The organism is Aeromonas sp. INTO2 (genome assembly GCF_049860605.1).
In the GTDB taxonomy this organism is placed as follows: Bacteria; Pseudomonadota; Gammaproteobacteria; order Enterobacterales; family Aeromonadaceae; genus Aeromonas; species Aeromonas caviae.
In genome coordinates, this window is record NZ_CP187589.1 from 1 (window position 1) to 17,512 (window position 17,512).

Here is a 17,512-nt window from a genome sequence, read left to right on the forward strand (position 1 = left end):
ATGGCCGCCAACGATCAAGAGATTTGGGTATCAGCGTTCGATGTTCTCATCGCCCAGCTTGATGAAGCTCTCATTGAGTTGCGCCGGTCGCTTGCCAGCGTAGCCATAGAGCACGGTGTCGATAGCCCACAGGTTGCGGGAGTCCGGGCGCAGATCGACGAAGCCACCGCGAAGCGCGAGAAGGCGCAGGCCGAGCGGCAGCGCGTCATGGCCCAGCTTGCCGCCGGTGTGTCTGTTGCCGTCACTACCGAAAAGCCCAAGGCGACACCCAAGCGCAAACAGCCGGGCATCCTGACACAATCCGACCTCAAGCTGATTGAGGCATCGGCGGAGATCATGAGCACGCCGCCCGATGGTGAGGACATGGCCTTTACCCATTCGGTGCTGTGCCAAGTCGGCCTGCCGCGCTCCAAATTCGATGGCCGCGAGTTCATGCGCCAATCCGGCGCAGCTTGGATCAACGTGCAGGCGGGGTGGCTGGATGAGGGCAAGGGGCCTGTGCAGCAGCCCGTCCCCTATGGCCCTTTGCCACGCTTGGCGCTGGCGTGGATCTCCACGCAGGCCGTGCGAACCAAAGACCGCGAAATTGCCATCGGCAGCAGCGCAAGCGAGTTTCTGCGACTGTTGGGTAAGCCCACCACTGGCGGGGTGCGCGGATCGTTCACCACTCTGCGGAAGCAGATGCACGCCCTTGCAGCCTGCCGCCTGCAACTAGGCTTCAAGGGTCGCACGTTCAACGGGCAGCCGGTGGAGCAGTTCGACGCTTGGCTGGCGAACAGGGAAACGGGCCAGCAGGCGCTTTGGCCGGGCCTGTTGGTGTTGTCTGATGGTTACTTCAACTCACTGGTAGAGAACGCCGTCCCGCTCGATAACCGCGCCCTCATGGCCTTGTCTGATTCCGCGCTGGCTTTGGACGTGTACACATGGCTTGCCCACCGGCTACATCGCATTGAGGGGCGAGGCGTCACCCTTCACTGGAAGGCCATCCGCGAACAGTTCGCGCAGGAGTACAAGGGGAAAGACCCCGACAAGGACTTCAAAAAGGAGTTTGTGCCCGCGATCAAGAAGGTGTTAGCCGTCTATCCGCAGGCCAAGGTCAAGCCCGTCACGGGCGGCGTGCTGCTGCTGGGGTCGCCCCCCCCCATCGCATACAAGGGCTGAGGGGCCGGGGTGGGGATAAACCCTGTGGATGAAGCAAGTTATCCACGCTGAATCGCCCCCCCCCTAAACCGGTACGGTTATGCCTTTAATGTTTTAACCTATAAATATTTACCGATAATTGGCTGCGCCTATCGGTGGATAACTCAAGCCACCACGCAAAATCGACGCTGAAAGCGGCCTAAAGGCCGGGGCACCCCTGCGGGGTTCCCCCACCCTTCGGGCGGCTCCCCCTCCGGCTGAAAATGTGGCCGCAAGCGGCCAGCCGTTCACCAAGCGCGGACAAGCCGCGCACGCAGCCCCACCGCCTCAGCCTGGACAAACAGCAGTTGGCACCCAAAGGCCGCAAAAGCGGTTTTTCAGAAAGGCAGGCCAACGGCCAGCACTCCGAACAAGCCCCGAGACTGGCCGACACTCTCCCATCCCCCCCGCCCCTTCCCGCTGGGAAGGGGAGCACTGCATTGCCCGTGGGGGCTAGCCGGGAGGATGTGCGCCTTCGGCTTCTTCCTCCCGTCTGCCGATAGGCTTGGGTCGTTCCAAGGGCGTCAAGGGCCGGGCCTGCGGCCCTCTCCGGGCCGCCCCGGAGACCCTTGACCCCCCTTTCCACTCGAAAAGGGGGTTTGGGGAGCAATGGAACCAAAAACCAACGTAAGCCCTACCAACGCTTTTCGGTGTCTTCTTCCCAGGCGCCCATCTCGACAAAACAGTTGCGCATGTCGGCCTCCTGGCTGATCTCGGTCAGCAGGTCATGCACGCTCTTGTCCAGCTCATCGTCGCTCCGATACGGAATGGTCAACTCATAGTGGCCGGCATCCAGCCGCTTCATGCCATAGGGCTCCAGGCAGTAGCGCTCAATGTTCTCCGTGGCCCGCTTCCGGCCGCGCACGAACTTGCTGTTATTCACCACCGCGAGGCGCAGGGTGACGGTGGCCACCCGCTCGGCGGCGGGCGGCTCTGCCGGCGACGCGGCCGAAGGCTGCTGGTCGCGTGACCTGGCGCTCTTCTGGTACGCGCCGATCTCGACACCACGGTGGCGCAGGTAGCTGTACAGCGTGCTCTTGGAGATGTGCAGCTTCTCGCCGATCGCGCTGACGCTCAGGCGACCTTCGCGGTAGAGGGTTTCGGCCGCCATGGCGGTGGCCTCAGCCTTGGCTGGCAGGCCCTTGGGACGGCCACCGATCCGGCCACGCGCCCGTGCGGCCGACAGACCCGCCTGAGTCCGCTCGCGGATCAGCTCGCGCTCGAACTCCGCCAGCGAGGCGAACAGGTTGAACACCAGGCGGCCTTGGGCGTGGGTGGTGTCGATGGGGTCATTCAGGCTCTGTAAGCCGACCTTGCGCTCTGCCAGCTCGCCGACCAACTCGACCAGGTGCTTGAGGGAACGCCCAAGGCGATCCAGCTTCCAGATCACCACGGCATCACCCGGCCGCACGTTGGCCAGCAGTTTGTCCAACTCCGGCCGGGCGCTTTTCGCGCCGCTGGCGATGTCTTGGTAGATGCGTTCGCACCCGGCCTGTTTCAGGGCATCGACTTGTAGGTCGGCTTTCTGATCCCGAGTGCTCACTCGCGCATAACCGATCTTCATCAAAAGTACTGTTTACTCGACTACGTTAGTAATAGTTGAACTTTGATTAAGCGTACCAGTTATTTGAACCGTAGCGCGGGGAGCTTAACGAACCGAGCCATTCCTCGATAGAGTTCGGCAAAACCTTCGTTTTGTCGAACCATTGCATCGCCCTTTGTGATTGGCGTATAAACACACAAACACCTATTAGCGGAGAACGCTATGAATACCATTCGCTGGAATGTCGCCGTCTCGGCCGACACCGACCAGTCGCTTCGGATGTTTCTGGCCAGCCAGGGCGGCGGCCGTAAGGGCGACCTGTCGCGCTTCATCGAAGAAGCGGTACGGGCACACATCCTGGAGCTGAGCGCTGAGCAGGCCAAGGCCGCTAACGCCCATCTGAGTGAGGCAGAATTGACCAACGCGGTTGACGAAGCGCTCGACTGGGCACGTAAGCGCTGATGCGGGTCGTGTTGGATACCAACATCCTGTTCAGCGCCCTGATCTCGCCACATGGCGCGCCCGATGCGATCTACCGTGCCTGGCGGGCGGCGCGTTTCGAGGTGGTGACCTCGCGGATGCAACTCGATGAAATTCGTCGAGCCAGCCGCTATCCCAAGCTTCAGGCCATCCTACAGCCCGCCAAGGTGGGCGCCATGATCAATAACCTGCAACGGGCTGTGGTACTGGAGCGCCTGACCATCGAGGTCGAAGCCGATGATCCGGATGACTCGTTTTTGCTGGCCATGGCCTTGGCGGGCGATGCGGACTACCTGGTAACCGGTGATCGCCGCGCCGGCCTGCTGCAACGCGGGCACATCGAACGCACGCGGATCGTCACGCCCGCCGTGTTCTGCGTCGAGGTGCTGTGATCAATGCCGGTCGGTTTTCTGACTCAAGAGCAACGCGACGGTTTTGGCCGCTATGTTGATTCGCCCAGCCGTGAAGAGCTGGAACGTTACTTCCACCTGAGCGATGAAGACCGTGAAGCCATCCAGGTGCTGCGGGGTAACCATAACCGTCTGGGTTATGCCGTTCTGCTGACCACCGTCCGCTTCGTTGGCGTTCTGCCGGACAAGCCCGCCGCCGTGCCGGTGGAAGTCCTGCAGGTGCTTTGCCGACAACTGGCGATTCCAGACCCCGACTGCCTCCAGCGCTATAGCGATCATCGCCGCTGGATACATGCCACCGATATTCAGAACCGCTTTGGCTATCGTCATTTCACCGATCCGGGCATCGGCTTTCGCTTGAGCCGCTGGCTGTATGCCCTCTGCTGGACGGGCACCGACCGGCCGGGAGTGCTGTTTGAGCGAGCCACCTCGTGGCTGTTCACACAGAAAGTCCTCCTGCCTGGTGTGTCTCAACTAGAGCGCTTTATCGCCCAGTTGCGCAGTCGGGTCGAAGAACGCCTCTGGTTTACGCTGGGCCGCAGCGTGACTGAGGAACAGCGATTGCAACTGCAAGACTTGCTGACGGTGGCCGAAGGCAACCGCAGCTCCCGGCTGGATCAATTGCGCTCCGGCCCGGTCATGGTCAGTGGCCCCGCGTTGATTCGGGCACTGCGCCGGCTCGATGACGTGCGCGGCATCGGCATCACCTTGCCGGCGGCGGCGCACATCCCTCCCAGCCGTATCGCCGCCCTGGCCCGCTTCGCCAACACGGCCAAGGTCACCGCGATTAATCGGCTGCCGGCGTCGCGGCGGATGGCGACACTGGTGGCCTTCGCACTCTGCCTGGAGGCGACTGCGCACGACGACGCACTGGAAGTCCTGGAGGCCTTGCTGCGCGACCTGTTCAGCAACGCGGAGAAGGCCGACAAGAAAGCCCGCATGCGCAGCCTGAAAGACCTGGATCGGTCGGCCGCGACGCTCGCCGCCGCGTGCAAGGTCGTGCTGGACAGCTCGATCAGCGATGACAACGTGCGCGCCCGGCTGTTCAACGACCTGCCGAGGACCACCCTGGAAAAGGCCCTGGAAGAGGTCAACGCGCTGATCCGCCCGGTAGATGACGTCTATTTTCTTGCATTGGAAGCGCGCTACCGCAGCGTGCGCCGCTTCCTGCCCGACCTGCTCAAGCACATCCGCTTCGGCTTCAGCCCGGCCGGCAAGGGCGTGGCGGCTAGTCTGGAGTGGCTGCAACTGAACCTGCCGCGCCGGAAGCCAGAGGATGACGCGCCGCAGGAGATCGTGGCCAAGGCTTGGCAGAAGCACATCACCCGCGAAGATGGCTCCCTCGACATGGGTGCCTATGTGTTCTGCACGCTCGATGCGCTGCGCACGGCCCTGCGCCGCCACGATGTCTTCGTCTCGCCCAGTTGGCGCTATGCCGACCCGCGTCTTGGCCTGCTCGACGGTGCCGAATGGCTGGCGGCGCGACCGATCATCTGCCGGTCACTGGGCCTGACCATCGACGCCAAAACCACCCTGGACGCCTTGTCCGTCGAGCTGGATGCAACCTGGCTGGCAGTAGCCGCGCGCCTGCCCGACAACCCGGCGATTCAACTGAGCGAGAACACCGAGGGCAAGACCGAACTGTCGCTCGGGGCGCTGGACAAGCTGGACGAGCCCTGCTCGTTGCTGCAACTGCGGGCGGCCGTGTCTGACCTGATGCCGCGTGTCGATCTGCCGGAAATCCTCTTGGAAATCGCCGCCCGCACTGGCTTTTCCGAGGCCTTCACCCATGTCTCCGAACGCAATGCACGCGCCGACAACCTGGTCACCAGCCTCTGCGCGGTGCTGTTGGGCGGGGCCTGCAACACCGGCCTGGAGCCCTTGATCCGCACCGACAACCCGGCGCTGCGCCGTGACCGGCTGTCCTGGGTCAGCCAGAATTATATCCGCGACGACACCCTGTCAGCGGCTAACGCCATCCTGGTCGGAGCGCAAAGCCAACTGGAACTGGCCCAAGTCTGGGGTGGCGGCGAGGTCGCCTCCGCCGATGGCATGCGCTTCGTCGTACCGGTGCGCACCGTGCATGCCGGCCCCAATCCGAAGTATTTCGGCACCGGCCGGGGTGTCACCTGGTACAACCTGATTTCCGACCAATTCTCCGGCCTCAACGCCATCACCGTGCCCGGCACGCTGCGCGACAGCCTGGTGTTGCTGGCGGTCGTGCTGGAACAGCAGACCGAGTTGCAGCCGACGCAAATCATGACCGACACCGGGGCCTACAGCGATGTGGTGTTCGGGCTCTTCCGCCTACTTGGCTACCACTTCAGTCCGCGGCTGGCCGATGTCGGCGGTACCCGCTTCTGGCGCACGCGCCCGGACGCGGACTACGGCAAGCTCAACGGGCTGGCCCGCCAGTCGGTCAAACTCGACCTGATCGCCGAGCACTGGGACGACCTGCTGCGCCTGGCCGGCTCGCTCAAACTCGGCCGGGTGCCGGCGACTGGCATCATGCGCACGCTGCAAACGGGAGATAGACCCACCCGGCTGGCCCAGGCGCTGGCCGAATTCGGGCGGATCGAAAAGACTCTGCACACGTTGACCTATATCGACGACGAGTCCAAGCGCCGCGCCACCCTGACCCAGTTGAACCGAGGCGAAGGCCGGCACAGCCTGGCCCGCGCCGTGTTCCACGGCAAACGCGGCGAGCTCCGCCAGCGCTACCGCGAAGGCCAGGAAGACCAGCTCGGTGCTCTGGGCCTGGTGGTGAACATCATCGTGCTGTGGAACACCCTCTACATGACGGCGGCCGTGGAACGGCTCAAGCAGCACGGCTATCCAGTGCTGGAAGAGGATTTGGCCCGGCTATCGCCGCTGATCTACGAGCACATCAACATGCTCGGGCGGTATTCCTTTGCGGTACCGGAAGAAGTTGCGCGCGGCGAGCTGCGGCCACTGCGTAATCCAGACGACGACCTGTGATCCCCCTAAACGCTATGAGCAACACCCAAGCTGCTGCTGGATCGGCGGGCACTTCACCGAGCCGAACGAACAGAAAACGCAGCAATCCCCTGGGTTGGGGCGCAGCAGCGCCTTGCAGTTGCTGCACTCGTAATAGAACTGGCAGGCGTCCGTGGGCATGGTTTCCGGCTTGGCGAAGCCGCAGCGCGGGCAAGTCAGCACGGACTCAAGGACAATGGCGCTCATCGTGACCTCACTTCTGCACTGTGGAGGGGTATCCCGCGTTCGCGGTCGCCTCAGTCAGTGCCTCGGGCTGGGCCTTATCGGGATCGTAGGTGACGGTCGCCGTCTTCTGGTCGAAATTGACCTGGACGTCACTCACGCCGGACACCTTCTCCAGCGACTTCTTGACCGTGATCGGACAGAGTCCGCACGTCATGTTCTGCACGTCGAGCGTGACGGTTTTCGGGGGAGCCGCCAGCGCCACGAAGGGCAAGGCGAAAAGCACGGCGATCAGCAGTTTGCGCATGGTTAATCTCCTTCAGTAGAACAGCGGGGCGAGCCACGGCACGGCCAATAGGCCGAGCAGCAGCACGCTGACGATCCAGAACACGAGTCGCTGTCGCACGAGCGTGCGCGGATCGGCGCAGGGTGTACCTGGCGTACAAACCTGTGGCACCAGGTAGAGCTTGCGGAATGCCAATCCCAGGAACAGTAGAGTCAACCCGATGAAGAGGGGGCGTAGTGGCTCCATCATGGGGTCACCTCAGAAAACGGAAAAAATCGTACGGTAAGCCGCTGGCATGGTCTAGCTTCTCGCAAACGATCGTTTTTGAGAGGCTTCAATGAGAATCAGATCCGCGCTAGTGCTGGTATGGCATGTTGCTTTCTCGAAAACCACTCTCATATTGCACGGCTGAAACAGCCGAGTTTCGAGAACCACGAAAATGCTGTTTCTAGGGGTTGGCAGCTTGCGCAAAGCCGCGCAGTTGCTGGGTATCGGATCTCTTAACGTGCTTTAATTTCCGAATTCTGAAGCGACCCCATCATGGTCAGAGCGCCCACCCACGTACCGCCGACACCGAGTGCCAACAGCACCAGTGGCCCGACACAGCACACCGACGCACCGATGGCGGTCAGCGAACTCGCGACCAGCGAGCCTTTCCCGGTGAGTTGCATCCCCATTCCCATCTCCTGAGCCTGATTGCCTAGGTGCTATTCTAAACTCCGTACCAAAGTACGGAATCAAGGAGAAAGTGATGGCCACAGAGCTGACCATTGGCAAGCTGGCAGACGCCGCCGGGGTGAACGTCGAGACGATCCGCTACTACCAGCGACGCGGGCTGCTGGATGAACCAGCCAAACCCTTGGGTGGCCATCGGCGCTATCCGGTGGACATGGTGAAGCGACTGCGTTTCATCAAGCGGGCTCAGGCGCTGGGTTTCACGCTCTCGGAAGTCGGTGGACTGCTGACGCTGGATGAGTCGTGCGCCTGTGCCGAAACGCGAGCACGGGCTGCACGCAAGCTCGCGTTGATCGAGCAGAAGATGGCCGACTTGGTCGTCATGCAGCAACTGTTAGGCGAACTGGTGCAGCAATGTGATGCGGGAGACGGCGGAACGATCTGCCCGATCATCGAGGCACTGATCAGAGAGTAATGCCTGGCGGGTGAGCTGGAGATCGGAAAGCCCCTTTACGGTGGGATTCAGAGCTTACGTTGGTTTTTGGTTCCATTGCTCCCCAAACCCCAAAAGCGATCAGGAAGCGCCACAGCGGCCCGTAGGGCCGTTTTAGGGGTCTGGCATAACCCAGGCCACCCCAAGACCGGAAAACGCGCTGTAGGCCCGTTTCTGGCCGCTTTGCCCAAGTGGAGCCGGGCGGCGGGCGGAAAGCTCCGCTTTTCGTTCGACGGCTGGCCGACAACGAGCCGAAGGCGAGGCGTCAGCACGGTGTTTCACCAAAAACGAGCAGCCGACCGGGCAGCGGTACGTTACGAAAACCGCTTGTGTATCGTACTGTATAGCTGTATGGTATCGTATCAATACGAAATACAGTAATACGATACGAAAGGAGAAAGGATCATGGCACGTCAAGGCATCACTCGGGATCAAGTTTTCACCGCCGCTGACGCCCTCGTGGGCGACGGGCAACAGCCCACCATCAATGCGATCCGGGAGCGTTTGGGCGGCACCGGGTCGCCAAACACGATCCACAAGCATCTTGTGCAATGGCGTGAGGCCCGCCCGGTGGCTGCCGTTGCGGCCCCGGAGTTGCCGCAGGCGCTGACTGCCGCCATTGCTGGCGAGATCGAGAAGGCCGCAGCGAAGGCGCGGGCCGAGAAAGAGCAAGAACTCCAGCAAGCGCAGGCCGAGGCCGCCGAACTTGGGGCCGCAGGCGAGGCGCTGGAGGCCGAGCGCGACGAGCTGGCCGAGCAGGTGGCCGTCCTCACCACTGAGCGCGACACGCTGGCAGGCAAAGCCGCCCAGCAGGCCGCCGACTTGGCCGAGGCGCAGCAGCGCATCGAGCGCGAGCAGCAGGCGGCAGAGGCCGCCCGCGTGGAGGTGGCAACGGCACGGCTCAAGATCGAAGCGCAGACCGAGCGCCAGACGGAGCAGGCCGCAGAGATAGAGCGCCTACGCGCCGCACTGGCCGAGGCACAGCAGGGCCGCACCGCCGCCGAGCAGCAGGCCGCCGTGCTGGCCGCCAAGCTGGAGGCGTGCGCCGACCGCGCCGAGCAGATCGAGCAGCAGGCCGCCAAGGCTGCACAGGCCCACGACACCGCCCGCGCAGCAGCGGCGCAGGAAATCCGGCAGGCGCAGGCCGAGCGTGACGAGGCCCGCAAGGTGGCAGCAGAGGCCCGCGAGCAGGCCGCACGACTTGCCGGGCAGCTTGAGGCGCTGCAACGGCAGCAGGACAAGGCCGAGGCCGCCGAGAAGGCCACCAAGGCACCGAAAGGGAAAGGGGGGGAGTGATGCCAGCCGCCGCCCAGTTCGGCGGGGCGGGGGTCGATGGCATAGCCGTAGTCCGTCATCGCCGCGCCCTCTCGGCCATCAGGGCATCGCCTTTGGCCTTCCAAGCTGCCCTCTTGGCGTCATCGACCTGGGCCTCGGCCAGCGACACCAGAGCGCCCAGCAGTTCGCCCCGGTCGCGGGTCGGCTTGCCGGTCTTGGTATCGATCAGCCCGGCCAGGATCATCAGGCCCGCCGACTCGTACAGCTCATGGTCGCGGGCCTTCCTCTCGGCGGACTTCTCGGCGTTGATGATGCGGGCGGCGTCGGCGCGGGCCTTCTGGGCGCGTTCGGCGGCCTTCTCGGCGCGTACCAGGGCGGCCAGTTTGCGGCCATCGTCGGCGGTGCGGTCGGGCTTGTCGGCCAGCATCAGCAGCAGGCGCTGTTGATCGCTGGGAGCCTTCAAGCCGCGCAGGTATGCCAGCCGTTCGGCCAGCCACTTATCTTGTGTCATGGGTGCGTCTCCCTCTGTGATGGAGGCTCCCATTTTACGCGGAAGGTGGCCGGGGCGCGACGGCTGCGGTATCCTTCCGTTTTACGGAAGGCGCGCTTAGTTGTTTCTCGGCAAGCCGAGAAACGCGCGGCAGGGGAAGCCCCTGCACCCCAGCGCCTACGGCGCAAAAAACACGAGGAGCGGCGGCGGTGGCAATCGGGCGATTGAGCATGAAGGTAGGCAAGGCCGGTAAGGCCGGGCCTCATGCCGCCTACATCGCCCGCGAAGGCCAGTACGCCAACCGCCTAGAGCGCGGCGAAAAGTTGGAAGCGACCGAGGCGGGCAACATGCCCGCCTGGGCGCAGTCCAACCCGCTTGCCTTCTGGCAGGCCGCCGACGCCTACGAGCGCAAGAACGGCACGACCTACCGGGAGATGGAAATTGCCCTGCCGCGCGAGCTGAGCGCCGCGCAGCGGATCGAGCTGGTGCGCGAGTTTGTACGCCAGGAGATAGGCGACCGGCACGCCTACCAGTGGGCCCTCCATGTACCGACCGCCGCCGATGGTGGCGAGCAGCCGCACTTCCACCTGATGTTTTCGGAGCGACAGGTGGATGGCATCGACCGCGACCCGGAGCAGTACTTCAAGCGGTACAACGCCAAGGCCCCGGAGAAGGGCGGCGCACGCAAGGGCTACGGCCCGAGCGCGGGCCAGACCTTGACCAAGGCCGAGCGGGCCGCCGAGCTGAAAGAGCTGCGCGGGCGCTGGGAGGCCATGTGCAATGCGCACCTGGAGCGGGCCGGGGTGGAGCAGCGCATCGACATGCGCAGCCACGCCGAGCGCGGCACCGGCCTGGAGCCGGAGCGCAAGCAGTTGCCGAGCGCCTGGCGCGGCGAAGGTCGCGCCCAGGTGATCGAGTTTCGCGCCGCCCGCGCCGAGGTGGCCCAGGCCGCCGCCGAGCTGCGGCGCGCGGTGCCGGATACCGGCGCCGAAATCATCCACCTGGAAGCCGAGCGGCAGCGCCGCGAACAGGCCCAGCGGGAGGCCCGAGAGCGGGCCGAGCGGGAGAAGGCGCAGCAGGAGCGCCAGCGCCTGGAGCGCATGAGCAGCCGCGAGCTGGCCCAGGAGATTGCCCGCCTGCGCCCGCCGCGAGTGATCGACCTGGTAGAGCGCGACCGCGCTGTACTACAGGCCGAGGCCGAGCGGCAGGCGCTACAGAACCAGCACACCGAGGCGGGCAGCGCCGCAGCCCGCGCCCGCGACCAGGCGCAGGCATGGCGGGAGGCGCACAAAGTGCAGGCGTGGTTCCACGACAAGGGCATTGGTCATGCGCCCAAGCTGCGCGAGCTGGAACAGCAGCGCGAGGAACACCGCGCCGAGTGGCAGCGACTTGGGCAGCGCATCGAGGAGGCCAGCTTGCGCGTGCAGCACGTGCGCCAGCAGGCGCACCAGCGCATCACCGCCGAGCAGGAGCCGACGCTGGCGAAGCTGGCCGAGCTGGAAGCCTTGCAGAAGGAGAAGGCCCGCCAGGAGCGCGAGGCCGAGGCGAAGCGGCTACAGCAGCAGCGCATCGAGCGCGAGCGCGAGGAAGAGTCGATGGCCGCGCAAGAGGCTGACGCCACTCAGCCGGAGCCCAGCGATGATGATCCTCGCTGGGCGGCGTTTGAACGCACCTTCATGCACGCAGCCCAGTTCGAGCACTACCTCAGCTTGACCGTTCTGGCCGCACCGCTTGCCGGACTCAAAGCACGTTTCGCGGCGTACATGGATACCGCTGCGGAGCAAGGCATGACGCCGGAAATGTTCGCTCAGGCCTGCGCAAAAGGCATGGCCGAACAGGAGCGGCGGGCTATGCAGGAACAGGCGGCGAGGGATGCCGATCCCAAACAGCCACAAGAGGACTCCCCTGTTTCTACTCCCACCCCATGATGCCACCGGCAATGGTGGGAACAGTGTGGAAAGACGGTGGCGGCATGGTGTCAATGATGACGGTAACAAGGTGGTGACATGGTGGAACGATGGTGGCGGGATATTGGTAAGACAGTGGCGACACTGTGGCGGCTGTGTGTGCATACGGTGGCAATAGCGTGGCACTTCACCACAATGCAGCCACATTCCTGCCACCATCTGATGTCGATTCGGGAGGGTTGCGCATGAAAGTCTGGGCATTCGATGAGAACCGGGCCGATTTCGTAGATGCTGCGCCGGAGCGGATGAACGCTGATGCGACCGGGTACTACATCATCCGGCGCGGCGATGACGTGTTAGTCCGCGAGCACGGCCAGGAACGGCCCATGCCTGAGCGGCTGACCGTAGCCGGGGTGCCATTTGACCGGGAGCAGTTCGAGCACACCCACCCCCTGCCTCTGCGAGCGGAGATGAAACGAGACGGCCAATGGGCGCGGGCGCAATTGCAGGCCCGCGACCGGGCCGAAATCGCCCTGCCGCTGGAATTGCCCATTTGGGTGACGAAAACGCCGCTGACCGAGGGCAAGGCGTGATCCTGTCGCCCGTCTGCGGGGTCTGAAGGCCAATAGAACGAAAACGTACGTTAGTGAAGTAACTGTCTGATATATCGAAACATAATGTACATTGGAAAACGCCATCAAAACGGTGTCTTTTTAATCGAAAATTGGCACTTAACGGACTTTCTTGTCTACTAATCGATTTTTCAGACGATAATTTTCCTCTTACCGTACGTTTTCGTACGGTTGGACCTCAAACCCCTTTGAGCGTGGCAAGCTGCACAAAGGGATAGGGCGGCACCAGAGAAAAATCACTCAGGGTCAATGCCAGCGCTTCGTTAATACAGATGTAGGTGTTCCACAGGGTAGCCAGCAGCATCCTGCGATGCAGATCCGGAACATAATGGTGCAGGGCGCTGACTTCCGGTGCCAGCAGATATTTTGGCAGTTTGCCTTGGATCAGAGCCATCTGACGCAGGGCTAGTGCAGCCGGATAGTCAATAGCTACCGGCAGCGGTGCGGACTGTTGTAACTCAGAATAAGAAATGAGGCCGCTCATGGCGTTGACTCTCAGTCATAGTATCGTGGTATCACCGGTTGGTTCCACTCTCTGTTGCGGGCAACTTCAGCAGCACGTAGGGGACTTCCGCGTTTCCAGACTTTACGAAACACGGAAACCGAAGACCATTCATGTTGTTGCTCAGGTCGCAGACGTTTTGCAGCAGCAGTCGCTTCACGTTCGCTCGCGTATCGGTGATTCATTCTGCTAACCAGTAAGGCAACCCCGCCAGCCTAGCCGGGTCCTCAACGACAGGAGCACGATCATGCGCACCCGTGGCCAGGACCCAACGCTGCCCGAGATGCGCCGCGTGCGGCTGCTGGAGATGGCGGACGCGATGGATATGTTCTGCCAAGGGTTGGTTTGCGCATTCACAGTTCTCCGCAAGAATTGATTGGCTCCAATTCTTGGAGTGGTGAATCCGTTAGCGAGGTGCCGCCGGCTTCCATTCAGGTCGAGGTGGCCCGGCTCCATGCACCGCGACGCAACGCGGGGAGGCAGACAAGGTATAGGGCGGCGCCTACAATCCATGCCAACCCGTTCCATGTGCTCGCCGAGGCGGCATAAATCGCCGTGACGATCAGCGGTCCAATGATCGAAGTTAGGCTGGTAAGAGCCGCGAGCGATCCTTGAAGCTGTCCCTGATGGTCGTCATCTACCTGCCTGGACAGCATGGCCTGCAACGCGGGCATCCCGATGCCGCCGGAAGCGAGAAGAATCATAATGGGGAAGGCCTTATATCCAAGCATAAAACAAGGTTGTCTAGACTTCTTTTAACAGTAAAGTTATCATAAAACTGAATTTTATTTTTTAGGTAAGTTTATGCATTCTATCCGCATTCGTTAAGACACAACTATTTGCATAGTGACACTATTTTATAATGGTGGGCTTTTGTTGTGTCTTTAAGAATATATGCGGATATATAAAGTAAAAGTATGCTTAATTTATAAGTATGCTTTTAGTGCATAGTTTCCAGTTATAACTTAATTGACTAGCTATTTGTCCACCCTGTGGATGAATAGCTTTTTTTTTGGGAGGACACTGTGATGCTAGCTTTTGTTTTCACCTAAATCCTGTTTGCTGCATAAAAAATTTCAAGAGCTAAACAGGAGTAAATAAAAATGAGTTTAATTATTAAAGCGAGAAACATACGCTTGGATTATGCTGGGCGTGATGTTTTGGATATTGATGAATTGGAAATTCACTCTTATGACCGTATTGGTCTTGTGGGTGATAACGGAGCAGGAAAGAGTAGTTTACTCAAAGTACTTAATGGCGAAATTGTTTTAGCCGAAGCGACATTACAGCGTTTTGGTGATTTTGCACATATCAGCCAACTGGGCGGAATCGAAATAGAAACGGTCGAAGACCGGGCAATGTTATCTCGCCTTGGTGTTTCCAATGTACAAAACGACACAATGAGTGGCGGAGAGGAAACTCGTGCAAAAATTGCTGCCGCATTTTCCCAACAAGTACATGGCATTCTAGCGGATGAACCAACCAGCCACCTTGATCTCAATGGAATAGATCTACTTATTGGTCAACTTAAAGCATTTGATGGAGCATTACTTGTTATCAGTCATGACCGATATTTTCTTGATATGGTTGTAGACAAGATATGGGAGTTAAAAGACGGTAAAATTACGGAATATTGGGGTGGTTACTCGGATTACTTGCGTCAAAAAGAAGAAGAGCGACAACACCAAGCCGTAGAATATGAGCTGATGATGAAGGAACGGGAGCGATTAGAATCTGCTGTGCAAGAAAAACGCCAGCAAGCTAATCGATTAGACAATAAGAAAAAAGGAGAAAAATCCAAAAACTCTACCGAAAGTGCTGGACGACTTGGGCATGCAAAAATGACTGGCACCAAGCAAAGAAAACTGTATCAGGCAGCTAAGAGTATGGAAAAGCGTTTGGCTGCATTAGAAGATATTCAAGCACCAGAGCATTTGCGTTCTATTCGTTTTCGTCAAAGTTCAGCCCTAGAACTGCACAATAAGTTCCCGATTACGGCAGATGGTCTGAGCTTAAAATTTGGTAGCCGTACTATCTTTGATGACGCTAACTTTATAATACCGCTTGGCGCTAAAGTCGCTATAACTGGATCGAATGGAACAGGGAAAACGTCCTTGTTAAAAATGATATCAGAACGTGCTGATGGATTAACCATATCTCCAAAAGCTGAAATTGGCTACTTTACACAAACAGGATATAAATTTAACACGCATAAATCTGTGCTCTCCTTTATGCAGGAAGAGTGCGAGTACACAGTTGCGGAAATTCGTGCAGTATTGGCTTCAATGGGGATCGGAGCGAATGATATTCAAAAAAACTTATCCGACTTATCGGGAGGTGAAATCATCAAACTGCTTTTATCCAAAATGCTTTTAGGAAAATATAATATTTTGCTTATGGATGAACCAGGAAACTATCTTGACCTAAAAAGTATTGCCGCATTAGAAACAATGATGAAGTCCTATGCAGGAACTATTATCTTCGTATCTCATGACAAGCAATTGGTCGATAATATTGCTGACATTATCTACGAGATCAAAGACCACAAAATCATCAAGACTTTTGAGAGAGATTGTTAATGATAGCCAATCTAATCCGAACATTAATTATTGAACTCTTTAAAGGAAATTAAAAATGACAATTCAAGATATTCAATCACTTGCTGAAGCACACGGCTTGTTGCTTACGGACAAAATGAATTTCAATGAAATGGGCATTGATTTTAAGGTCGTTTTTGCTCTTGATACAAAGGGGCAACAATGGTTGCTGCGTATTCCTCGTCGTGATGGCATGAGGGAACAAATCAAGAAAGAAAAACGCATTTTAGAATTGGTAAAAAAACATCTTTCTGTAGAGGTTCCTGATTGGAGAATTTCATCTACAGAATTAGTGGCTTATCCCATACTTAAAGATAATCCTGTTTTAAATTTGGATGCTGAAACCTATGAAATAATTTGGAATATGGACAAAGATAGCCCGAAATACATAACATCTTTGGCAAAAACCTTATTTGAAATCCATAGTATTCCTGAAAAAGAAGTTCGGGAAAATGATTTGAAAATTATGAAACCTTCAGATTTAAGACCTGAAATAGCAAACAATTTGCAGTTAGTAAAATCTGAAATTGGTATAAGTGAGCAATTGGAAACCCGCTACAGAAAATGGTTGGATAATGATGTTCTATGGGCAGATTTCACCCAATTTATACATGGCGATTTATATGCTGGGCATGTACTAGCTTCAAAGGATGGAGCTGTTTCAGGCGTTATTGATTGGTCAACAGCCCATATAGATGACCCAGCGATTGATTTTGCTGGGCATGTAACTTTGTTTGGAGAAGAAAGCCTCAAAACTCTAATCATCGAGTATGAAAAACTAGGGGGTAAAGTTTGGAATAAACTATATGAACAGACTTTAGAAAGAGCAGCGGCCTCTCCTTTGATGTATGGTTTATTTGCCTTAGAAACTCAAAATGAAAGCCTTATCGTTGGAGCAAAAGCTCAGTTGGGAGTTATATAATTTAAAAATATGATTGCTGAGAACTGCCTTGTTTTGAAACTTGGTTGGCTTTAATTAGTTTTTAGTATTCTTTATAGAAAATGCCTCGATCAAGGGGCATTTCTAACAATCATTTAACATAAAATTTCTTATACGAAATGCTTGATATTTCTCTTTAAATATCATTATATTAACGTAAGCCGTTCTGGAGTATAGGGCACCAGAACGGCTTTTTATTGATTATTCATGTTCCACGATCACTAATTGAGCGATGTTCCACGGTTTTATTCAGTTTTAATAAACATCATCCGGTTTTTTGAGGAGTCATTATTTCAAGTGCTTGCACTGAAATTGGCTCTTCAAAAAACTGGAGTCTTGGCTAACCATATGGAAGGAAAAAGCGGCTTAGGAAGCCTCTCTTCTTCTGTTCTGGTTCAACATGCTCCGGGATAGGAATACGCTTATTGTCTTGCTGAGGAGTAGTCAATTCGTCATAGTTCGTTGCTAGTTCCGACCGAGGATCCGTTGCTATATCCTGTTTAAAGCTCTGATCGGTAAAGGTAGTCATATTGGCTTTTGGTGCTTCTAGTAAGCGCTGCATAGCTTCAATCTGTTCTTGATAAAACGATTCACGTTCTAAAGATTGATTTTCTCTCTGTATTGCCTGATTTAATTGTTTTTCCAGTATGTCAACTTGACGTTTTAGTAAGTCAACTTCTGTCAAGTTTTGACTGTTAATTGATTGACTTTGATTGACTGTATCCTCTTTTTTTTGTGGTTCCCCAAAAACTCTTAGGGCCTCTGAAAAGTCAATTAATCCATCAGATCCTTTAGATAAATTTCCTTTGTTTATATGTGCATATATGGCTTGTCTTGAATATCCATAAAGCTTAGCTAACTCTGAAACTGACAGTTTTTTCATTATGTAAACCAGTTTCTAACTTGTGTTAATACCTGACTGT

Annotated in this window: 17 protein-coding genes and 3 pseudogenes; 11 read left to right on the forward strand and 9 right to left on the reverse strand. The window is 57.5% G+C overall.

The features are described from left to right. Positions 1-207: 207 nt before the first annotated feature. A complete protein-coding gene (locus ACPW74_RS22970) occupies positions 208-1,161 on the forward strand; it encodes a replication protein RepA (protein ID WP_077268876.1) in 954 nt (317 codons plus the stop codon). Between the two features lie 652 nt (positions 1,162-1,813). Here ACPW74_RS22970 and ACPW74_RS22975 read toward each other — a convergent pair. Continuing rightward, positions 1,814-2,743, reverse strand: a complete 930-nt coding sequence (locus tag ACPW74_RS22975) for a recombinase family protein (protein ID WP_003150544.1) — start codon at positions 2,741-2,743, stop codon at positions 1,814-1,816. 201 nt (positions 2,744-2,944) lie between these two features. Between ACPW74_RS22975 and ACPW74_RS22980 the strand changes: the two genes are divergently transcribed. The 3 genes from ACPW74_RS22980 to ACPW74_RS22990 are packed head-to-tail and all read left to right on the forward strand — an operon-like array spanning position 2,945 to position 6,591. Further along, complete coding sequence (locus tag ACPW74_RS22980) at positions 2,945-3,184, forward strand: ribbon-helix-helix domain-containing protein (RefSeq protein ID WP_003089107.1); 240 nt, start codon at positions 2,945-2,947, stop codon at positions 3,182-3,184. Beyond that, positions 3,184-3,594: a putative toxin-antitoxin system toxin component, PIN family gene (locus ACPW74_RS22985; protein ID WP_003150546.1), complete on the forward strand. Its 411-nt coding sequence runs from the start codon at positions 3,184-3,186 to the stop codon at positions 3,592-3,594. The genes ACPW74_RS22980 and ACPW74_RS22985 overlap by 1 nt, the downstream gene beginning before the upstream one ends. Before the next feature lie 3 nt (positions 3,595-3,597). After that, positions 3,598-6,591 (forward strand): Tn3 family transposase, encoded by a 2,994-nt coding sequence (locus tag ACPW74_RS22990; protein ID WP_033995769.1) that lies wholly within the window; start codon positions 3,598-3,600, stop codon positions 6,589-6,591. Positions 6,592-6,603: 12 nt separating this feature from the next. On the opposite strand, the gene ACPW74_RS22995 is transcribed toward ACPW74_RS22990, so the two are convergent. The 4 genes and pseudogenes from ACPW74_RS22995 to ACPW74_RS23010 all read right to left on the reverse strand — a co-directional run bounded on the left by ACPW74_RS22995 (position 6,604) and on the right by ACPW74_RS23010 (position 7,755). Beyond that, a complete protein-coding gene (locus tag ACPW74_RS22995; protein WP_003089113.1) occupies positions 6,604-6,816 on the reverse strand; it encodes a GDCCVxC domain-containing (seleno)protein in 213 nt (70 codons plus the stop codon). A 7-nt stretch (positions 6,817-6,823) separates the two neighbouring features. Next, entirely contained in the window at positions 6,824-7,099 is a 276-nt protein-coding gene (gene merP / locus ACPW74_RS23000) for a mercury resistance system periplasmic binding protein MerP (protein WP_003150552.1), read from the reverse strand. Between the two features lie 12 nt (positions 7,100-7,111). Continuing rightward, positions 7,112-7,327: pseudogene (locus ACPW74_RS23005) on the reverse strand (mercuric transporter MerT family protein); the annotation flags it as partial. A gap of 251 nt (positions 7,328-7,578) precedes the next feature. Further along, a complete protein-coding gene (locus ACPW74_RS23010) occupies positions 7,579-7,755 on the reverse strand; it encodes a mercuric transporter MerT family protein (protein WP_224873767.1) in 177 nt (58 codons plus the stop codon). Between the two features lie 74 nt (positions 7,756-7,829). Between ACPW74_RS23010 and merR the strand changes: the two genes are divergently transcribed. Next, the gene (gene merR / locus ACPW74_RS23015; protein WP_003089120.1) at positions 7,830-8,228 is read left to right on the forward strand and encodes an Hg(II)-responsive transcriptional regulator; all 399 of its coding nucleotides are present in this window, start codon (positions 7,830-7,832) and stop codon (positions 8,226-8,228) included. A gap of 423 nt (positions 8,229-8,651) precedes the next feature. Continuing rightward, a complete protein-coding gene (locus tag ACPW74_RS23020) occupies positions 8,652-9,542 on the forward strand; it encodes a DNA-binding protein (protein WP_042046575.1) in 891 nt (296 codons plus the stop codon). Between the two features lie 55 nt (positions 9,543-9,597). On the opposite strand, the gene ACPW74_RS23025 is transcribed toward ACPW74_RS23020, so the two are convergent. Next, on the reverse strand, positions 9,598-10,032 hold the full coding sequence (locus ACPW74_RS23025) for a conjugal transfer protein TraD (RefSeq protein WP_164954911.1): 435 nt from the start codon (positions 10,030-10,032) through the stop codon (positions 9,598-9,600). 209 nt (positions 10,033-10,241) lie between these two features. Between ACPW74_RS23025 and ACPW74_RS23030 the strand changes: the two genes are divergently transcribed. Further along, entirely contained in the window at positions 10,242-11,939 is a 1,698-nt protein-coding gene (locus ACPW74_RS23030) for a MobA/MobL family protein (RefSeq protein ID WP_425859265.1), read from the forward strand. 224 nt (positions 11,940-12,163) lie between these two features. Then, entirely contained in the window at positions 12,164-12,511 is a 348-nt protein-coding gene (locus ACPW74_RS23035) for a hypothetical protein (RefSeq protein WP_038988888.1), read from the forward strand. A 226-nt stretch (positions 12,512-12,737) separates the two neighbouring features. On the opposite strand, the pseudogene ACPW74_RS23040 reads toward ACPW74_RS23035, so the two are convergent. Then, positions 12,738-13,034: pseudogene (locus ACPW74_RS23040) on the reverse strand (hypothetical protein); the annotation flags it as partial. A gap of 265 nt (positions 13,035-13,299) precedes the next feature. Here ACPW74_RS23040 and ACPW74_RS23045 point away from each other — a divergent pair. After that, positions 13,300-13,428, forward strand: a complete 129-nt coding sequence (locus ACPW74_RS23045; protein WP_001260374.1) for a type VI secretion protein — start codon at positions 13,300-13,302, stop codon at positions 13,426-13,428. Between the two features lie 55 nt (positions 13,429-13,483). Here the strand turns inward: ACPW74_RS23045 and ACPW74_RS23050 are convergent. After that, a pseudogene (locus tag ACPW74_RS23050) lies at positions 13,484-13,777 on the reverse strand (hypothetical protein); the annotation flags it as partial. Positions 13,778-14,155: 378 nt separating this feature from the next. Between ACPW74_RS23050 and msr(E) the strand changes: the two are divergent. Together msr(E) and ACPW74_RS23060 are read left to right on the forward strand one after the other, a co-directional pair. Next, positions 14,156-15,631 carry an ABC-F type ribosomal protection protein Msr(E) gene (gene msr(E) / locus ACPW74_RS23055; RefSeq protein WP_000052512.1) on the forward strand — a complete coding sequence of 492 codons (1,476 nt, stop codon included), beginning with the start codon at positions 14,156-14,158 and terminating at the stop codon, positions 15,629-15,631. Between the two features lie 55 nt (positions 15,632-15,686). Further along, the gene (locus ACPW74_RS23060; protein ID WP_000155092.1) at positions 15,687-16,571 is read left to right on the forward strand and encodes an Mph(E) family macrolide 2'-phosphotransferase; all 885 of its coding nucleotides are present in this window, start codon (positions 15,687-15,689) and stop codon (positions 16,569-16,571) included. 358 nt (positions 16,572-16,929) lie between these two features. On the opposite strand, the gene ACPW74_RS23065 is transcribed toward ACPW74_RS23060, so the two are convergent. Then, the gene (locus ACPW74_RS23065) at positions 16,930-17,472 is read right to left on the reverse strand and encodes a plasmid replication DNA-binding protein (protein WP_004896925.1); all 543 of its coding nucleotides are present in this window, start codon (positions 17,470-17,472) and stop codon (positions 16,930-16,932) included. Positions 17,473-17,512 lie beyond the last annotated feature (40 nt).